This window comes from Dendronalium sp. ChiSLP03b (assembly GCF_034531165.2).
In the GTDB taxonomy this organism is placed as follows: domain Bacteria; phylum Cyanobacteriota; class Cyanobacteriia; order Cyanobacteriales; family Nostocaceae; genus Dendronalium; species Dendronalium minutum.
Window position 1 is genome coordinate 45,348 of the sequence record NZ_JAVRBR020000066.1, and the last position, 16,795, is coordinate 62,142.

16 protein-coding genes are annotated in these 16,795 nt (G+C 41.4%); 12 read left to right on the forward strand and 4 right to left on the reverse strand.

The genetic code is table 11. The annotated features are described in order from the left end of the window. Window positions 1–133 precede the first annotated feature (133 nt). The 4 genes from RMY31_RS16855 to RMY31_RS16870 all read left to right on the forward strand — a co-directional run bounded on the left by RMY31_RS16855 (window position 134) and on the right by RMY31_RS16870 (window position 3,147). Window positions 134–856, forward strand: coding sequence for an HpsJ family protein (locus RMY31_RS16855; protein WP_322656584.1), 723 nt, complete (start codon window positions 134–136; stop codon window positions 854–856). A 568-nt stretch (window positions 857–1,424) separates the two neighbouring features. Continuing rightward, window positions 1,425–1,592 carry a hypothetical protein gene (locus RMY31_RS16860; protein ID WP_322656585.1) on the forward strand — a complete coding sequence of 56 codons (168 nt, stop codon included), beginning with the start codon at window positions 1,425–1,427 and terminating at the stop codon, window positions 1,590–1,592. Window positions 1,593–1,695: 103 nt separating this feature from the next. Beyond that, complete coding sequence (locus RMY31_RS16865; RefSeq protein WP_322656586.1) at window positions 1,696–2,259, forward strand: hypothetical protein; 564 nt, start codon at window positions 1,696–1,698, stop codon at window positions 2,257–2,259. A gap of 102 nt (window positions 2,260–2,361) precedes the next feature. Beyond that, a complete protein-coding gene (locus tag RMY31_RS16870) occupies window positions 2,362–3,147 on the forward strand; it encodes a PEP-CTERM sorting domain-containing protein (RefSeq protein WP_322656587.1) in 786 nt (261 codons plus the stop codon). 127 nt (window positions 3,148–3,274) lie between these two features. Here the strand turns inward: RMY31_RS16870 and rpe are convergent, their stop codons facing one another. After that, entirely contained in the window at window positions 3,275–3,982 is a 708-nt protein-coding gene (rpe, locus tag RMY31_RS16875) for a ribulose-phosphate 3-epimerase (RefSeq protein ID WP_322656747.1), read from the reverse strand. Between the two features lie 241 nt (window positions 3,983–4,223). Here rpe and RMY31_RS16880 point away from each other — a divergent pair, with 241 nt between their 5' ends. Then, complete coding sequence (locus RMY31_RS16880) at window positions 4,224–5,819, forward strand: S8 family serine peptidase (RefSeq protein WP_322656588.1); 1,596 nt, start codon at window positions 4,224–4,226, stop codon at window positions 5,817–5,819. 566 nt (window positions 5,820–6,385) lie between these two features. Then, on the forward strand, window positions 6,386–7,717 hold the full coding sequence (locus RMY31_RS16885) for a serpin family protein (RefSeq protein ID WP_322656589.1): 1,332 nt from the start codon (window positions 6,386–6,388) through the stop codon (window positions 7,715–7,717). Here the strand turns inward: RMY31_RS16885 and RMY31_RS16890 are convergent. Together RMY31_RS16890 and RMY31_RS16895 are read right to left on the reverse strand one after the other, a co-directional pair. Beyond that, complete coding sequence (locus tag RMY31_RS16890; RefSeq protein WP_322656590.1) at window positions 7,697–7,840, reverse strand: hypothetical protein; 144 nt, start codon at window positions 7,838–7,840, stop codon at window positions 7,697–7,699. The genes RMY31_RS16885 and RMY31_RS16890 overlap by 21 nt on opposite strands. A 67-nt stretch (window positions 7,841–7,907) precedes the next feature. Then, window positions 7,908–9,083, reverse strand: coding sequence for an AI-2E family transporter (locus tag RMY31_RS16895; protein ID WP_322656591.1), 1,176 nt, complete (start codon window positions 9,081–9,083; stop codon window positions 7,908–7,910). A gap of 302 nt (window positions 9,084–9,385) precedes the next feature. Between RMY31_RS16895 and RMY31_RS16900 the strand changes: the two genes are divergently transcribed. Together RMY31_RS16900 and RMY31_RS16905 are read left to right on the forward strand one after the other, a co-directional pair. Beyond that, window positions 9,386–9,742: a hypothetical protein gene (locus RMY31_RS16900; RefSeq protein WP_409878043.1), complete on the forward strand. Its 357-nt coding sequence runs from the start codon at window positions 9,386–9,388 to the stop codon at window positions 9,740–9,742. Between the two features lie 299 nt (window positions 9,743–10,041). Further along, window positions 10,042–11,454 (forward strand): LCP family protein, encoded by a 1,413-nt coding sequence (locus RMY31_RS16905; RefSeq protein ID WP_322656592.1) that lies wholly within the window; start codon window positions 10,042–10,044, stop codon window positions 11,452–11,454. A gap of 114 nt (window positions 11,455–11,568) precedes the next feature. On the opposite strand, the gene RMY31_RS16910 is transcribed toward RMY31_RS16905, so the two are convergent. Further along, window positions 11,569–11,721 (reverse strand): nicotinate phosphoribosyltransferase, encoded by a 153-nt coding sequence (locus tag RMY31_RS16910; RefSeq protein WP_322656593.1) that lies wholly within the window; start codon window positions 11,719–11,721, stop codon window positions 11,569–11,571. Between the two features lie 487 nt (window positions 11,722–12,208). Between RMY31_RS16910 and RMY31_RS16915 the strand changes: the two genes are divergently transcribed. The 4 genes from RMY31_RS16915 (at window position 12,209) to RMY31_RS16930 (ending at window position 16,744) form a co-directional block, all read left to right on the forward strand. Further along, complete coding sequence (locus RMY31_RS16915) at window positions 12,209–13,624, forward strand: nicotinate phosphoribosyltransferase (protein WP_322656749.1); 1,416 nt, start codon at window positions 12,209–12,211, stop codon at window positions 13,622–13,624. Window positions 13,625–13,628: 4 nt separating this feature from the next. Continuing rightward, window positions 13,629–14,228: a nicotinate-nucleotide adenylyltransferase gene (locus tag RMY31_RS16920; protein ID WP_322656750.1), complete on the forward strand. Its 600-nt coding sequence runs from the start codon at window positions 13,629–13,631 to the stop codon at window positions 14,226–14,228. Next, window positions 14,189–14,935, forward strand: a complete 747-nt coding sequence (locus tag RMY31_RS16925; RefSeq protein ID WP_322656594.1) for an NUDIX hydrolase — start codon at window positions 14,189–14,191, stop codon at window positions 14,933–14,935. Before RMY31_RS16920 ends, RMY31_RS16925 begins: the two co-directional genes overlap by 40 nt. Window positions 14,936–15,028: 93 nt before the next feature. Continuing rightward, window positions 15,029–16,744 carry an NAD+ synthase gene (locus RMY31_RS16930; RefSeq protein WP_322656751.1) on the forward strand — a complete coding sequence of 572 codons (1,716 nt, stop codon included), beginning with the start codon at window positions 15,029–15,031 and terminating at the stop codon, window positions 16,742–16,744. Window positions 16,745–16,795: the final 51 nt, after the last annotated feature.

Sequence of the window (16,795 nt, forward strand, 5' to 3'; positions counted from 1 at the left end):
GCCATATTTTTAATGATTTGTATAACTAGAAATTTTCGTAAGCCACGTGGGTTTCTTTTTTTTAGTAGCATTCAGTTTGCTTTCGTAAAGCTTTAATATCTCTCAATTCAATTGTTGATAATTTGTTAAAAACATGACTAAATCAAGTAGCGATAAATTTATTCCTTTAGTACAAGAACTACAAGAATTTGTCTTCAGCCAAACAAGCTCGATGACTATTTTGCGAGTTCTTGGCTATGGTCTATTACTTTTAGCACTCTTCGACATTGTGGAGATGTTGATTCCACCAAGCTTTATGAACCCCGCTTGGGAATTTCAAACTTTTGGCTCATTGGTTGAACGAGTACCTGTACCTTTGATTGGGTTAGCGTTGGTGTTTTATGGAGAGCTACATGCAAGAGCGAAATGGGAATTTGTAACTTTAAAATTTTTATCTTGGTTAACTTTATTGCTGGCTATATTGTTTATATTGCTAATTCCTTTATCGATTGGTAACACTGTTAGGCTTACCAAGCAAAGCTATACTCAAATTAACACTTTATCACAACAACAAATATCTCAAGCTGAACAAGTCGAAAAGCGAGTGAGCCAAGCTACACCACAGCAGATAGATAATTTGTTAAAGAGCCAGGGTCGCTCATCAAATACTAAAAATCCTCAAGAATTGAAGAGTCAAGTATTGTCAGAAGTTTCTAAGGCAAAAGCACAGATTAGAAATCAAGCACAAGCCACTCAATCTACTCAAAAGCTGAATTTGCTCAAGAATTCTGTGAAATGGAATCTTGGAGCTTTGGTTTCTGCTGCTCTCTTTTTTACTATTTGGAAAATAACAAGTTGGGCAAGATTAAGTAGATAATAATATAAAAGGTAACAGAAATTTACTTATTAATTTGAATTTTGTCGATTAGACTAGAAAGCCATTAGGTACCACTTTCTCAAGCCGATTCTTTGGCAGAATCGGTTTTTGCTGTTTAGTATAATTATTTAATAGATATCGTACTTGGCTATTCTGTTGAGAATCACCACTAGACAATAGCGTTTAAAGTTTAACAAAACTATGGCGTATTAAACTATAGCTACTTTAATAAAAGTATAATCTTTGTAATATTTTTTTAAAAAACTCCTCTATGAAATTTACTAAAAATTATTTTTTATCATGCATTTTTATGGTGATCGTTTTTATTTAGTCAACTAATTAAAATTTAGATAAAAATACTAATTTTTGTTCAGGTATAGTGAGAAATACTAGATTCTCTGTGGTAGATATTGAACAATACTAATTTCATATAATAATGCACTTAATATTTACCAAAGAAATAAGACTAAATCTTTGGTCTATGCAATTATTGACGATTAATTATTAAGTGCAAGTTTACAGAAAATTGGTATAACACAGTTTAAATTCAACTTCAACTGGTTTTGCCATGAGTTCAATAAAAATCGGTGTAGGTGCTGCTATATTTGCAGGAGCATCATCCAGCCTTGACTTAGCCGACCCACTTTTGGAACCGCAATTACCTGAACTTTTCTGTTGCCACTTTACTGATATTGAAACAACTGGTGGAGATAGCTTCAAACTTAACAATGCGTAGCTGTCTGTTAATCTGTCTAACTTTAGTATTAGTGCTTGCTGAAGCAATCCTACTGAGCTATACCTACAGAGGCTTCACCTTTCAAAAAAATATGCAAATTCGGATGCTAGAACAATCAAAACCTCCAGAATTTGCTGAGAAAACTATGGTTGAACAAAAAGGAATATTTTTTGAAACTGTAGCATCAGAACATGTATTGCCAATTCCAGAAAACAAGCCTAGTTCTAAAACTCTTGTAAAGCTTGGTGTTCGCATTAGCAACAACACTCAGAAGTCTATGCGATTTTGCAGTTATGACACAATTTTTCCAAATTTGATAGAACAAAACGGCAAACATTTACAACTTGAAGGAGGTCGTAATGTATCTCGTCTTATCAGGGAATCTGATTGTCCATTTGTTCATCCTGGAGAAAGTGTAACATTTTTTTTAGATGGAACCCTTGCTTGGAAGAATAACAAACTTCAACTTGAAGGACCAGATCGATTTGGCGGTTTATGGCGTTTTGAAGACCTCAAACCGGGTATCTATGGTTTCCGCTTTACATATCACAGTAGTCAGGAAACTGTGCAAATCTCTTATCCAGAACAGAAGATATTAACAGATATTTGGACTGGACAAGTAGAAACTCCAATTACTGAGATTTCTTTAGTCTTGCCACACAATTAGCATTAATTTTGCGTTTTGGTATAAATTATAAACCCATGTAAACAAGCGACTAATCACACAAACTTGTTTTAACAACTAATATTTCCAAGAGGAGTGAAAACAATGAAAACACCACGTAATATCATTATTGGTTTAGCTATCAGCCCACTAGTTGCATTTTCGGGTCAATCTGTTTTTGCATTCAGTATTACTCCACCTAGCGCTCCCGTAGAGAAACAAGAGTATACAATAGGTGGAAAAAAATGGGTGACTACGCTAAAGCCATTCCCAGCCACTGAACTTGCCAAAGGTGGAACAGCAGGGCTATTAAAGCTACTTAACGATCGATTTACCCCTAATGGCTGGTCATTTAGTACAGCGGCGAATGATTTAGAAGGTTCATTTAAGATCGCAACATATAAAGCGGTGGGAACAGCCACGCAAGTTGGAGCAGATTTTTCATTAGATTATTTGCCCAAAGGTGCCGATCCAACTACTGCGGGTAAAACAGTACTTCATTGGATTCAGAGGGTCTTCAATAATCATAGTGCTATAGGTAACCATGGTGATAATGATAATGCTATAGATGCTACACGAACCAAACCTTTTACAGATCCAGGAAGGCTATTTTATGATCTGGACGTTACTTTTGCAACTCCACCCCATTTTGAAGATGGTCCAAGAAGATTTGATGCTGATAAAAGCCACAATTGGACTGCTGAGCTATTCCTCGTTAGCCTGAACACAGACAAACCCAAAGAGGTGACTATCTACAATGGTGTCTCTTGGGGATGGGAGAACAAGCCAGTTCCCGAACCATTCACTATTCTGGGGTCAGCTACAGCTTTGGGATTAGGTCTTTTGTTTAAAAAACATTATTCCAAAAAGCAAAAACAAGTACAAAGTTGAGCTAAACAAACAAGTTAACTTTTAATCTTTTTGTAAGAAGAAGCTAGCAAAAACTCTTAGTAAAAAAGTAGGTGAGCAATTTGTTTGCTCACCTACTTCTAGTTATATATTTGCATTAAACAATAGATTAAACTTTTGCTAATTCTGGCGCAGGACGCTTGCTGTTGCGAATGGCTGTAATTGCTTCGCCATAATCTTTGGCGTTAAATACAGCTGAACCTGCAACAATTGCATTAGCTCCTGCTTCTAAAACCTGCCAAGTATTATTTGCCTTCAGTCCGCCATCCACTTCAATCCAAGGGTCAAGACCCCGTTCATCGCACATTTGACGCAGCTTGCGGATTTTGGGTACTACAGCGGGAATAAAACTTTGACCACCAAAGCCAGGGTTAACGCTCATAATTAGTACTAAATCGCAAAGCTCCAACACGTACTCAATAAAATCTAAAGGTGTTGAAGGATTGAGTACTACCCCTGCTTTTTTACCAAGTTCTTTAATTTGGCCCAGAGTACGGTGTAGGTGCGGCGAGGCATTATGCTCAGCATGTACAGAAATAATATCAGCACCAGCTTTAGCGAAACCTTCTACATACCTTTCTGGTTCCACAATCATCAAATGCACATCCAGTGGCTTTGTCGTAACTGGACGAATCGCCTCCACAACCAGAGGCCCTATCGTAATATTAGGTACAAAACGGCCGTCCATTACATCAACATGAATCCAATCTGCTCCAGCTGCATCTACGGCGCGAACTTCGTCACCTAGACGACTAAAATCGGCTGATAGGATAGATGGAGCAATTACAATGGGCTTTTGAGATAGGTTTTGGGTCATGGCTAGTGGGTTTTTAGCGTCCTCGTCTGTAAGCATTGTAACAATATAGTGTAACAAAATATTGAGCGATCCCGATATCTATTTAATCCTCGCTAGGTGAGAGATAGGGGAGAAATAACTTCTGACTCCTTCCTACCTTCTACCCTTCGGGTTCGCAGTCGCTCATGGGGGAAACCCCCAAGACCGCGCTGTCTCACCTTCTGACTTCTGACAACTAACAACTGACTATTAACTATTAAATATGACCAAAAAACTAACTTGGATAATTTGGGGATTGAGTGTTTCTTGTGTGAGCGCACCAGTACTTGCTTCGGCTTTACAAAGTTCCTTAGGAACCAACGGTATTGATGCTCTGAAGTTACACCAACCTCCTTATAATTTAATCGGTCGCAAGATTGCTATTGGTCAGGTAGAAATCGGTCGTCCGGGAATGTTTGGGTGGGATAAAGCAGTGTCTAAAAATCGTGCTATATCTCTAGCTGGCATCTTTTTACGCAATGGGCCAGCTAAGTCCAATAGTGGTGTTGACCCTCACGCCTACAATGTTGCTGGTGTTATGGTCAGCACAGACAAAGGATTACCAGGAATTGCTCCGGGAGCCAGACTGTATTCTTCTGCTGTGGGTTCTACAAAAAACATGGGTCAGCCAGAGGAGTGTTTATCGGCCCAGCATATCGCGCTGCAAAACAGTGGCGATGTCCGTGCCATTAACTTTAGTTTTGGCGAACCTCTCAACCGCGATCCTCGCCCAGATGCTGTTTTAGATGGCAAAGCCTTACTAACTCTATGTATTGATTGGTCTAGTCGCTTTCATGATGTTTTGTATGCGATCGCAGGCAATCAAGGTAAAGGAGGTATTCCCATCCCTACAGATAATTTTAATGGACTAAACGTGGCTTTTTCATCGCGCCGGGGAGGGATTTTTAATAAAGTTGACGTTTCCAATCTGGCAGGTACTAATTATGGAGTCAGTGGTCGATTAGCCGGCAAAGAGTTTAATTTGGATGGTCGTCGCTCTATTAGTTTAGTAGCACCAGGTAGTAACATTCCTTTGCTGAATCCAGATGGCAAATTGAACAAAGTCACAGGTACAAGTTTTGCAGCACCTCACGTTACTGCTACTGTTGCCTTGTTGCAGGAATTTAGTGACCGACAGACACGGAAAAAACAACCCAATTGGAGCATTGATGCACGGCGGCATCAGGTCATGAAAGCTGTATTGCTGAATTCGGCAGACAAAATCCTAGATACTGGTAACGGGTTGTACTTAGGAATGGCTCGGACGTTAATTGATAAACAAAATCAAGATTGGCTAGCTTCCGATGCTTACAAAGACCCCACAATTCCCTTAGATTCCCAAATGGGAACGGGCCATTTAAATGCGCTTCGTGCCTATCAGCAATTTAGTGCTGGTCAATGGCAACCATCAGTTGCTGTGCCTGCCATTGGTTGGGATTATCGTATAGTAAATGTCGGTGCGTCTACGGAATATGTGTTAGCTAAACCGTTAAAGCAGGGTAGTTTTGTAGCTATCACTTTAAGTTGGGATCGATTAGTACAGTTAAATGATAATAATAAAAACCAACAATATGATGTAGGTGAAAATTTTAGCGATCGCGGTTTAAATAACCTCGACCTCTACTTAGTAAAAGCTGATGCTATGAATCAAGATACTGGTGCTGTTTGCTCTTCCATCAGTCAAATTGATAGTGTAGAACATATTTTCTGTCCTGTTCTTGCTACAGGCAATTACAAAATCCGCGTTCAGTTTCGTCAGCAGGTAAACGAAGCAACTCAACCCTATAGTTTGGCTTGGTGGAGTGTGCCAGTTAATTGAGGAACTTTCAAATAATATAGTTTTTGACTGTTGACTGTTAACCGTTAACAGTCAAAAACTTAAAGTGGGATAATTTCTTTTTTGGAGTTTTATAAGGTCATAACTATAGCTAACAAAGAAATAATATTCTTGCTAATTAATGTCTAATTTGTGCAGGAGATAGAAACTAGCGTTCTGTTTCATCAATTTTGCGTGGTAAATGCATTTTTAGTGAGAACTTGAATCCTTAAATATTTAAGCACTGAAGTACTAACTACAAATGCAGCACAAAATACCTCACAAAAACATCATATTTTTTATAGCATGAAATATAATAAAAGCGATTGCTAAGTCATTAAGTAGTTTAAAATACATTTATTTAAAATATCAGGTATCCTTAAAAATCAAGCTGCTTTAATCAGTACCATGTACAACTGACATTTAATTACTTTCAATTACTTACCGTTACCAAAACTGTAACCATGGCATATTTCTGTTGTTGCCAATGCAATAGTTAATAATTAACACACTTCATTAGCGTCAATGTTCACAGATAGCTAAAAGTATTTGGCAAGCGAGGTGGCAGAATGAATCGGCAGAAGTTGAGTGGTGTGAAAGAAAGTTTTCTACAAAGACGATATGGCGTAAGTCTAGGAAGACGTTATGTTATGGCAGCAGCTAGCGTTGTTCTATTAGGTGTATTAAGCTGTTCTCAGGTGAATAATAGTAGTTCGAGCGCACTTGCCCAATCCGATATACCTCAGTCAGAGTCTCCCTTGCCAAAAAAAACAGTGAGCAATGATACAAGGCTTGTTAATGCTAATAATAAATTTGGCTTCAAGCTATTTTCAGAAATCCTGAAAAATAACAGTAGTGAAAACAACATTTTTGTTTCTCCTTCAAGTGTAGCGATCGCTCTAGCTATGACCTACAACGGTGCTAGTGGCTCTACTCAGCAGGCAATAGCTAAAACCCTGGAATTACAAGGTATGAGTTTACCAGAAATTAACTCTGCTTACGCTTCATTAAAGGAATTCTTGGAAAATCCTGGTGAGAAAGTTCAGCTAACTATTGCTAACTCGCTGTGGGTAAAAAAAGGTGTTAGCTTGCAGCCAGACTTTCTCCAGAAAACCCAGGATTTTTACAAAGCTAAGGTGACAAATTTAGACTTTCAAGATGCCACAGCGCCTGATACAATCAATAACTGGGTCAATGACAATACAAGCGGCAAAATCAACAAAATAATTGAAACAATTAAACCCGATGAAGTGTTATTTCTAATTAACGCTATATATTTCAAAGGGAAATGGAGCAACGAATTTGATAAGTCGCAAACAGCCGAACATCCCTTTTTTCTCATATCTGGCAAGCAGAAGCAGCACACCATGATGTCGCAAACAGGCGACTACAGATACTATGAAAACGAGCAATTCCAGGCAGTAAGTTTGCCTTACGGTACAGATGGCAAAATCAGCTTTTATGTCTTTTTGCCTAGACAAAACTCTAATCTCAATGTCTTATATCAGAACTTAAGTCTTGATAACTGGGAAAAATGGATGACTCAGTTCCACAAACGGGAAGGATTTATTCGCTTGCCCCGTTTTAAAACAGACTACGATGTTACACTCAACGATGCGTTAAAAGCTTTAGGCATGGAAGAGGCTTTTAGCGATAAAGCCAACTTTTCTGGCATAGGTAAGAATCTTACAATTAGTCAGGTTAAGCATAAAACTTTTGTTGAAGTGAATGAAGAAGGCACAGAAGCAGCAGCAGCTACCTCAGTGGGAATAGAGACAACATCTTTGAGACAGAAACCAGAACCATTTCGCATGATTGTTGACCGTCCCTTCTTCTGTGCTATCCGAGATAATCAGACAGGAAGCGTTTTGTTTATGGGTTCAATTGTGGAACCGCAGTAAGAGTTCTGCGGAGCCAGTCTCGTGGGTGGCTCTGTCGGCTTGAAGGAAGTGGCGTTGCTGAGTTAGGAGAGACGCGATGCCAGTCGCTACAACGGGGGGAACCCCCGCAACGCGCTGGCTCATTAATCGCGTCTGTACAAGAGTTAGGAATTTTATCTCTCTTCTGCTCCCCTGCCCCTCTGCTTTCTTCCTAGGGTAATGTAGGTTCCGAAACACTCAAAGGATTTTTTGTCTCTGCTTTTGGAGATTCCTCTGGTGTAACGGATGTAGGTATCTCTTTAGTCGTGGTACTGTCGTCCTCGCTGCTAAGCAAAGTCGGACGTAGGGCGGTTAAAGCAGTTTTAATGATTACAGCAGTGGGTACTGCTACAATCACGCCTAAAAGCCCACCAATTCTTGCACCTGTCAAGACTGAAATTAATATCCAGACTGGGTTTAAACCTGTAAAATTACCCAAAATTCGGGGTGCAATTAAGTTTTCTAGAATTTGCTGTACGATAACGGCTGCTATTAAAACCCTGATTCCCATCCAGAAATCTTGCAGCGCTACTAAGGAGGTGGTAAGGGCAATGCCCACAGAACCACCAAAGGGGACAAGAGCCATGATGCCGATGGTTAAGCCAAATAACAAACCAAATGGCACTTTCAGCCACAAAAAAGCAGGAATCAGGGCTGAGGCCATACAAGTAGATAAAATCAGCTGGGTGATGAAGAAATTTTGAAAACTCAGGCGTACTGTTTGAGAGAAAGGTGCGCGAAATTTCGCTGGCAGCCATTCTACTAAACTCTGCCAAAGTTCACCCCCGTGCTGCAAAAGATAGAAAGTCAAAACCATTGTCAAGAGAAAATCCAGCAAGCTGGTGAATGTGACAACAGCCAAATTCAAAACTTGTCCGGCGATCGCTTGCAATTGTCCCTTGACGCGATCGTTGATTTGGACTACAAGAGCATCAAGATTAATCGGTAAGCCGAGAACTTCTGCTTTCTCGTTTAACATCATTAACTGAGAGCGTCCTGAATCAATCAACTCTGGTAAGCGAGCCACCAGTTGCTGAGCTTGGGTAAGGGCTAGGGGAAATAGAGTAACACCCAGCGCCAAGAGAATCGATAAAGCCAATAAAAAGACTAAAATGGCAACTTGCTCTCGCCTAGCACCGCGACGCTCCATCCAGCTTACAGGGTAGTTAAGTAGAAATGCTAGAACTGAGGCTCCGACTAAAATGACTATTAAGGAATGGAAATAGTGGAAAATTGCCGAAATAGCCCAACCATTGAGAACTAGCAGCGGGGCGAATAACGCGATCGCCCCGATTCGCGCTATTGGTGTAAGTGTCTGCCACCAGTTGACTAGCTTGCGTGTCTGCATCTTTAGCCGATTGCGGGATATAACTACATAAAATCCTTCTTTACAGCTTATTATCTCTGACTACATCACTGATTTCATCTCTCTTGTTTAGGATTAGACTCATCCCAATGGAAAATTTTGAACCAATTGATAATTTGCCTTTGTCAGAGACTGGGGAACTGGGGAACTCGGGGCCCCCTCTGGGGATTAGGGGCAATGGGGAACTGGGGAGCCAGTCGCGTGCGGAGGTTACTTCGGTCAAGCAAACTGGCGTGACTGGGGATAACTCTTCCCAATCCCCAATTCCTAATCCCCAATCCCTAATCCCTATTCAAGATACAGCTAGTTTTAGAAGACTATTGCTTATACATTTGATTCCAATTATTGGCTTTTTTCCATCCCTGTGGACTCTCTACCACCGCCAGGGAAGTCGGGAACAACTGGTTGTGAGTCGTCTGTCTATTACTCTGGCATTGACTTGGCTATTGGGTTACTTATTGTTAGCAGCTGGAGCAGAAACTTCAAACTTTTTTACACTGCGTTTATTAATCCTTAATAGCTTTTTTACATCTAGTTATTTTTTGGTAAGTATCTGGCTCATGTTTCGCCTCATCAAAGGCAAGTCTAATCGTTTAGCAGGGTTTAGCAATTTTGCTGAACGAGTATTGGGTAAATACTGACCTTAATTATTGCAAGCGATCGCTCGGTTGGTAGTTTTACTTAAAATGTTCACAAATAACAGATTACCTACTACCGGATCTGGTCAAACCAGCTTATTGTTGTCATACTGCAATAAAACATCTCCGGATTTGCCACAAAGAAGGAGAAATGCTGCTATAAGTGTTGTGGTGTTGTGGTAGAGGCAACGGTTAAATAGTCAGCATGATTCATCAAAAGTTAACTATTATGAGTTAATTTGTCTGCATATTATTTAGTCTGCAAATTTACCTAATTCGATCAGTTAAATGTGAGGAAGTCTGTGACCATTCAAAGAACTTCGGCGGAAGGAAATCAATCAGCAAACGCCCCCAACCCAAAGGACAAAAATTCCCAGAACTCGAAATCAGGACGCTGGCTGTGGTTCTGGGTGGGTATGAGCGGTATTGCAATGGTATCAGCAACGGCAGGGGCGCTGTTGGCGGTTTCTTTAACTAGTACACCATTGCAGCAAGCCGATTTAAGTCCCCAAGAAGAAGCAGTCTTTGATGGCGATCGCATCTCTGGTGATGGCTTACGATTTTCACAATTAACTCGCCCTGTCAATCTCTTAGTTATGGGGATGAGCGTACTGCCGCCGGATGTCCAAAATGCTCCCGCCGAAACCAAAAATCTGAGATACCTGCCTCAGGTAAACTCTTTTGATGGTCTTTCCGATGTCATGCTCTTAATGAAATTTGACCCAGAGACAAAAAAAGTGGTCATGCTCTCTATCCCTAGAGATACCCGTACAGAAATCGAGGGATATGGAGTGAAAAAAATTAATGCCGCCAATGTTGAAGGCGGGCCAGCTTTGACTGCTAAAACTGTCAGTAACGTTTTGGGCGGTGTAGGAATTGACCGCTATGTGCGAATTAATGTTCTGGGAGTAGGTAAGCTAATTGATGCTTTGGGTGGAGTGACAGTTTATGTCCCCAAAGATATGAAGTACCAAGATGATTCCCAACACCTCTACATCAATTTAAAAGCAGGCAAGCAGCACCTCAACGGCGACCAAGCACTGCAATTACTACGTTTTCGTCATGATGAACTCGGAGACATTGGTCGGATTCAACGGCAACAAATTGTGATTCGTGCCTTAATTGACCAGACTCTCAACCCAGTGACAGTAGCTCAATTACCTAAAATTCTCAACGTAGTTAAAGAAAATATCGACACTAATTTAACAGTTGAGGAATTAGTTGCGCTTGTGGGTTTTGGAGTGCGAACCAATCGCTCCAATATGCAGATGTTATTGCTGCCAGGTCGCTTCAGTGAGAAAAACGAGTATGATGCTAGCTATTGGTTACCCAATAAAAATAGTATTGTCAAGTTGATGACGCAACACTTTGGTTTGGAATCAACAAGCGAACAGCAGGTGAGTGACCCAAGTTCTTTGCGAGTGGCAATTCAAGACAGCACAGGTGGCGATCGCTCTAATCTTAGACCATTAATTAGAGCTCTAGAAAAAGCTGGTTATCGCAATATTTATGTTTCTAAACCTTGGAATGAACCTTTAGAAGTAACTAATATTATTGCCCAACAAGGAGATGGTGCAAGTGCTGAATTAATTCGCAATTCTTTAGGATTCGGAGATGTGCGGGTAGAAAGCACTGGCAATTTAGACTCGGATATCAGTATCCAAGTAGGTCAAGATTGGTTACAACAAAAAGCTATCTTTGAGGAATCTCCCTAAATTTTAAATTATGTTGCTATGACTCCTTAATAACCAAGCAAAAAGGCGTGAGGTTTATACTCACGCCTTTATATTAATTATTTCCTGATACGTCATTTATTACTCTTTCATTATCTACCAACTGTCAGCTGTACCTTTTTTATAAGGATCGCCTGTAAATGGTTGTACACCAATAGTAGGATAAGCATCATCATTAGGACCAAAAATCCGCATTGCAGCTTCCGAAATATATTGGGTTATGCTAGCAAGCATTTTGGAAATAGACATAATATAAACTCCTTTTTTGAGTCACTATTAATTGTGATGTTTATACTCTAGTCCTGTTCTTCTCTCCTAGCTCCTCTTCTCAATATATTGACAACCTATGCAATGCTTATTCAGATATGTTTGCAATACTTTAGCTTCTTCGCGAGTCATTCAGTTCTAATTATAACGGAGCGATTGCAAGCAGGTGGAGGGACAGAAAAGAGATAAAATTCCTAATTCTTGTACAGACGCGATTAATGAGCCAGCGCGTTGCGGGGGTTCCCCCCGTTGTAGCGACTGGCGTCGCATCTGTACTCAGCACTTTTTGTCTGACATAATTAATAGAAATAACTATTAATAAATATAAATTAATTGAAAATTTTAGTATTTACTTTCTGTAAAGATACCGTTGACTAGCAGTAGCATGAACTGACTTATCCAAGAGTTGACATTATTTATGGTAAAAACTACCATAATAGAAGAAGCATTCTTCAAAGGACGCTCTTACATGACAACTTTGCCAGACTTGGACAGCCACCAAAGCCAAGAACTGAACCTCTCTACCGCTGATTACAGCCTGCTGACTGACCTTTACCAGCTGACAATGGCAGCTTGTTACACAGGTGAAGGTCTAGAACAACGATGGGCCAGCTTTGAGTTATTTGTTAGGCGACTGCCAGAGGGTTTTGGTTATTTAATTGCCATGGGGCTAGCGCAGGCGTTGGAATATTTAGAAAAATTTCGCTTTAGTTCCTCTCAAATAGCAGCTTTACAGGCGACGGGCATTTTTGCTGGGGCTAGCGATCGCTTTTGGTCACTGTTAGCTGAGGGACGGTTTACTGGGGATGTTTGGGCAGTACCGGAAGGAACAGCCGTGTTTGCCAATCAGCCACTGTTGCGGGTAGAAGCACCCCTTTGGCAGGCACAGCTAGTAGAAACTTATTTGTTAAATACGCTGAATTACCAAACTTTGGTGGCGACAAGGGCTGCACGCCTCCGTAATGTGGCAGGGGAGCAAGCAACACTTTTAGAATTTGGCACAAGACGGGCATTTAGTCCCCAAGCCTCGTTGTGGGCGGCGCGGGCAGCCTTAGCAGGCGGATTGGATGCCACTTCCAATGTGTTAGCGGCGCTACAACTAGGGCAGCAGCCAAGTGGTACGATGGCTCACGCTTTGGTGATGGCACTGTCAGCAGTGGAAGGAAGTGAAGACCAGGCTTTTAGCGCGTTTCATCGATATTTTCCAGGTGCGCCATTGCTGATTGATACTTACGATACCATCGCTGCTGCCGAACGTTTGGCTGAAAAAGTAAGTTCTGGGGAAATGGAATTAACTGGGGTGAGGTTAGATTCTGGAGATTTAATAACTTTGTCCAAACAGGTGCGATCGCTACTTCCCGGTGTGTCAATTTTTGCCAGTGGCGACTTGGATGAGTGGGAAATTGCCAGACTCAAAGCAGCCGGGGCGGAAATCGATGGCTATGGATTAGGAACGCGATTAGTTACAGGTTCACCTGTAAATGGAGTTTACAAACTTGTAGACATCGATGGTATCCCAGTGATGAAAAAGTCGAGTGGCAAGTTGACTTATCCAGGGCGCAAGCAGATTTTTCGGTCATTTGCAGGAGGTAAGGTGAAAGCCGACAGGTTGGGGTTAGTGACAGAAAGCCCTCTGAACGAACAAGCTTTGTTGCAGGTGGTGATGAAACAAGGCGAACGAGTGCAACCGCCAGAAACTTTAGCAGCAATTCGCCAACGTACTGCCGCCTCTGTTGCAAGTTTGCCAGAACAAACACTGCGTTTGGATAGTCCTGTTTCTGTGCAGGTGGAGATTTCGGCGGCGCTGCAAGCGTTGACGGAAGAGACGGAGAAACGTAGACGCGTAAGCGGCTTGCCGCAGGCTACCGCAAAGGATGCAAAGTAAGATGATGAGAATTGCTTTGTTTGGTACTAGTGCCGATCCACCAACTACTGGACACCAAGAGATTCTGAGGTGGTTATCTGAGCGTTATGATTGGGTGGCGGTTTGGGCGGCTGATAACCCATTTAAATCCCATCAAACACCTTTGGAACATCGGGCGGCAATGCTAAGATTGTTGATTGCAAATATGGATGCTCCACTGCACAACATTGCTGTGGAACAGGAATTGAGTAGCTGGAAAACACTGGAAACAGTGGCAAAAGCGAAAGTGCGTTGGGGAGAAGATGCTGATTACACCTTGGTAATTGGTTCAGATTTACTGAATCAGCTACCGCGTTGGTATCGTGTTGAAGATTTGTTACAGCAAGTGCAACTCTTGATTGTACCGCGTCCGGGATATGTAATAGATGAGTCTAGCTTGGAAGCAGTGCAAAACCTGGGAGGGAAAATAGCGATCGCCAATCTGACTGGTTTGGATGTTTCCTCAACAGCGTACCGCGAACACGGAGATACCGAAGCCCTCACACCCCCTATTATTGCCTATATTAATCGAGAGCATTTGTACAAATGCCAGGACGCAACCACAAAAAGATTCCAATTGCGCTAAATCAACAACCTTTGGCTGATTTCAAGGTTGGTGTTGATAATGTAATTTTTTCTGTAGATACCACACAGAATCGGCTGCTAGTCCTGTTAGTCATGCGACAGCAGGAACCATTTTTAAATTATTGGGGTCTTCCAGGTACTTTGGTACGTCAAGGAGAGTCTCTAGAAGACGCTGCTTATCGCATCATGGCAGAGAAAATTAAAGTGAACAATCTCTATTTAGAGCAGTTGTATACTTTCGGGGGACCAAATCGCGATCCACGAGAAGCTACTGATAGTTATGGTGTACGTTATCTCTCAGTTAGTTATTTTGCCCTGGTACGCTTTGAGGAAGCAGAATTAATTGCTGACAGGGTTAGTGGTATCGCTTGGTATCCAGTAAAACAAGTACCACAATTAGCTTTTGACCATAATGAGATTTTGGCGTACGGGCACAGGCGTTTACGCAATAAGTTGGAATATAGTCCTGTAGCTTTTGAAGTCTTGCCGGAAACATTCACTTTAAATGATTTATATCAGTTATACACCACAGTTTTAGGCGAAAATTTTGCTGATTATTCTAATTTTCGGGCGCGTCTACTCAAATTAGGTTTTTTATGCGATACCGGAATAAAGGTATCAAGGGGTGCTGGTCGTCCAGCTAGTTTATATAAGTTTGATGCTGAAGCTTTTGCCCCCCTAAAAGATAAACCTTTAGTATTTATTTAAGAAAAGTCCAGAGTCAAAAGTCAAAAGTAATTTATTTTGACGACTCTTGATTCTTGACCCTTGATTCTTGAACCTTGACTTTTGACTAATACAATGAAAATTGCGATCGCTCAAATTAATCCGACAATTGGTGATTTGCCAGGAAACGCTCAAAAAATTCTGGAGACAGCACAACAAGCAGCGGCAGAAGGTGCGCGTTTGCTGTTAACACCCGAACTTTCTTTGTGCGGCTATCCCCCAAGAGATTTGTTGCTCAATCCTACTTTTGTGGAAGCGATGAATATCGCTTTACAACAATTGGCTAGAGATTTACCGCCAAAATTAGCAGTATTGGTAGGTACCGTTGAAGAGAATACAAAAGCACATATTACTGGTGGAAAAACTTTATTTAATAGCACAGCTTTATTAGAAGAAGGCCAGGTCAAGCAAATTTTTCACAAGCGGCTTTTGCCTACTTATGATGTATTTGACGAACACCGCTATTTTGAATCTGGGTTACAAGCTAATTATTTCACTCTCGACAATCTCGATATTGGCGTAACTATTTGCGAAGATTTATGGAACGATGAGGAATTTTGGGGCAAACGTAGTTATGCAGTGAATCCGATTGCTGACTTAGCAATTTTGGGTGTGGATTTGATTGTGAATTTGTCTGCCTCACCTTACAGTGTCGGCAAGCAGCATTTTCGAGAAGCAATGCTGAGGTATAGTGCGGTGCGTTTTCAACAACCTGTGATTTATGCTAACCAAGTGGGGGGAAATGATGACTTAATTTTTGACGGTCGGAGTTTTGCCTTGAATCGTCAAGGTGAAGTAATGTGTCGTGCCCGTGGTTTTGAAATTGATTTGGTGATGGTCGAATTTGACGAAGTGCAACGGGATTTACAGTTGAGTTCCATAGCACCTGAGTATGAATCGGAAGATGAGGAAATTTGGCAGGCTTTGGTTTTAGGAGTCAAAGACTATGCCCGCAAGTGTCGCTTTTCTAAAGTAGTGTTGGGTTTAAGTGGAGGAATTGATTCTGCATTAGTAGCCGCGATCGCTACTGCTGCACTCGGTAAAGAAAATGTCCTCGGTGTCCTCATGCCTTCGCCCTACAGTTCGGAACATTCTGTTAGTGACGCTTTAGTATTAGGCGAAAATTTGGGAATTAAGACTGATATCTTACGGATAGGCGAGTTAATGCAAGGCTTTGATAACTCTTTAGCCGAGTTGTTTGCAGGAACCGAGTTTGGCATTGCCGAGGAAAATATTCAATCCCGGATTCGGGGTAATTTATTGATGGCGATCGCTAACAAATTCGGCTATCTCCTCTTATCTACTGGCAACAAATCAGAAATGGCAGTCGGTTACTGTACCCTCTACGGTGATATGAACGGTGGTTTAGCAGTAATTAGTGATGTTCCTAAAACCCGCGTTTATTCACTTTGCGATTGGTTAAACCACAATGGTGAAATCATCCCGCAAAATATCCTTACCAAAGCACCCAGTGCTGAACTGAAACCCGGTCAAGTTGACCAAGATTCTCTACCAGCCTACGAAATTTTAGACGACATCTTGCAACGCCTGATTCACAACTACCAATCAGCAGCCCAAATTGTCGCCGCAGGTCACGATCCAACGATTGTAGACCGAGTAATCCAAATGGTGGCGCGCGCTGAATTTAAACGGCGACAAGCACCCCCTGGATTAAAAATCACCGATCGCGCCTTTGGTACTGGTTGGCGAATGCCAATTGCTAGTAACTGGGTTGGTGTCAAAAAAGCCTACCAGACTGTTAACGTTACTGCACCTACCTTCGTCCAATAAATAGTTGTCAAGAGTAGGAGTTATTCTCCACGTCTTTGTACTCTCCCATCC

Coding starts and splice junctions, on each gene's coding strand:
- RMY31_RS16855 (WP_322656584.1), top strand. CDS start 134: ATGACTAAATCAAGTAGCGATAAATTTATTCCTTTAGTACAAGAACTA.
- RMY31_RS16860 (WP_322656585.1), top strand. CDS start 1,425: ATGAGTTCAATAAAAATCGGTGTAGGTGCTGCTATATTTGCAGGAGCA.
- RMY31_RS16865 (WP_322656586.1), top strand. CDS start 1,696: ATGCTAGAACAATCAAAACCTCCAGAATTTGCTGAGAAAACTATGGTT.
- RMY31_RS16870 (WP_322656587.1), top strand. CDS start 2,362: ATGAAAACACCACGTAATATCATTATTGGTTTAGCTATCAGCCCACTA.
- rpe (WP_322656747.1), bottom strand. CDS start 3,982: ATGACCCAAAACCTATCTCAAAAGCCCATTGTAATTGCTCCATCTATC.
- RMY31_RS16880 (WP_322656588.1), top strand. CDS start 4,224: ATGACCAAAAAACTAACTTGGATAATTTGGGGATTGAGTGTTTCTTGT.
- RMY31_RS16885 (WP_322656589.1), top strand. CDS start 6,386: ATGAATCGGCAGAAGTTGAGTGGTGTGAAAGAAAGTTTTCTACAAAGA.
- RMY31_RS16890 (WP_322656590.1), bottom strand. CDS start 7,840: ATGAGCCAGCGCGTTGCGGGGGTTCCCCCCGTTGTAGCGACTGGCATC.
- RMY31_RS16895 (WP_322656591.1), bottom strand. CDS start 9,083: ATGCAGACACGCAAGCTAGTCAACTGGTGGCAGACACTTACACCAATA.
- RMY31_RS16910 (WP_322656593.1), bottom strand. CDS start 11,721: ATGTCTATTTCCAAAATGCTTGCTAGCATAACCCAATATATTTCGGAA.
- RMY31_RS16915 (WP_322656749.1), top strand. CDS start 12,209: ATGACAACTTTGCCAGACTTGGACAGCCACCAAAGCCAAGAACTGAAC.
- RMY31_RS16920 (WP_322656750.1), top strand. CDS start 13,629: ATGAGAATTGCTTTGTTTGGTACTAGTGCCGATCCACCAACTACTGGA.
- RMY31_RS16925 (WP_322656594.1), top strand. CDS start 14,189: ATGCCAGGACGCAACCACAAAAAGATTCCAATTGCGCTAAATCAACAA.
- RMY31_RS16930 (WP_322656751.1), top strand. CDS start 15,029: ATGAAAATTGCGATCGCTCAAATTAATCCGACAATTGGTGATTTGCCA.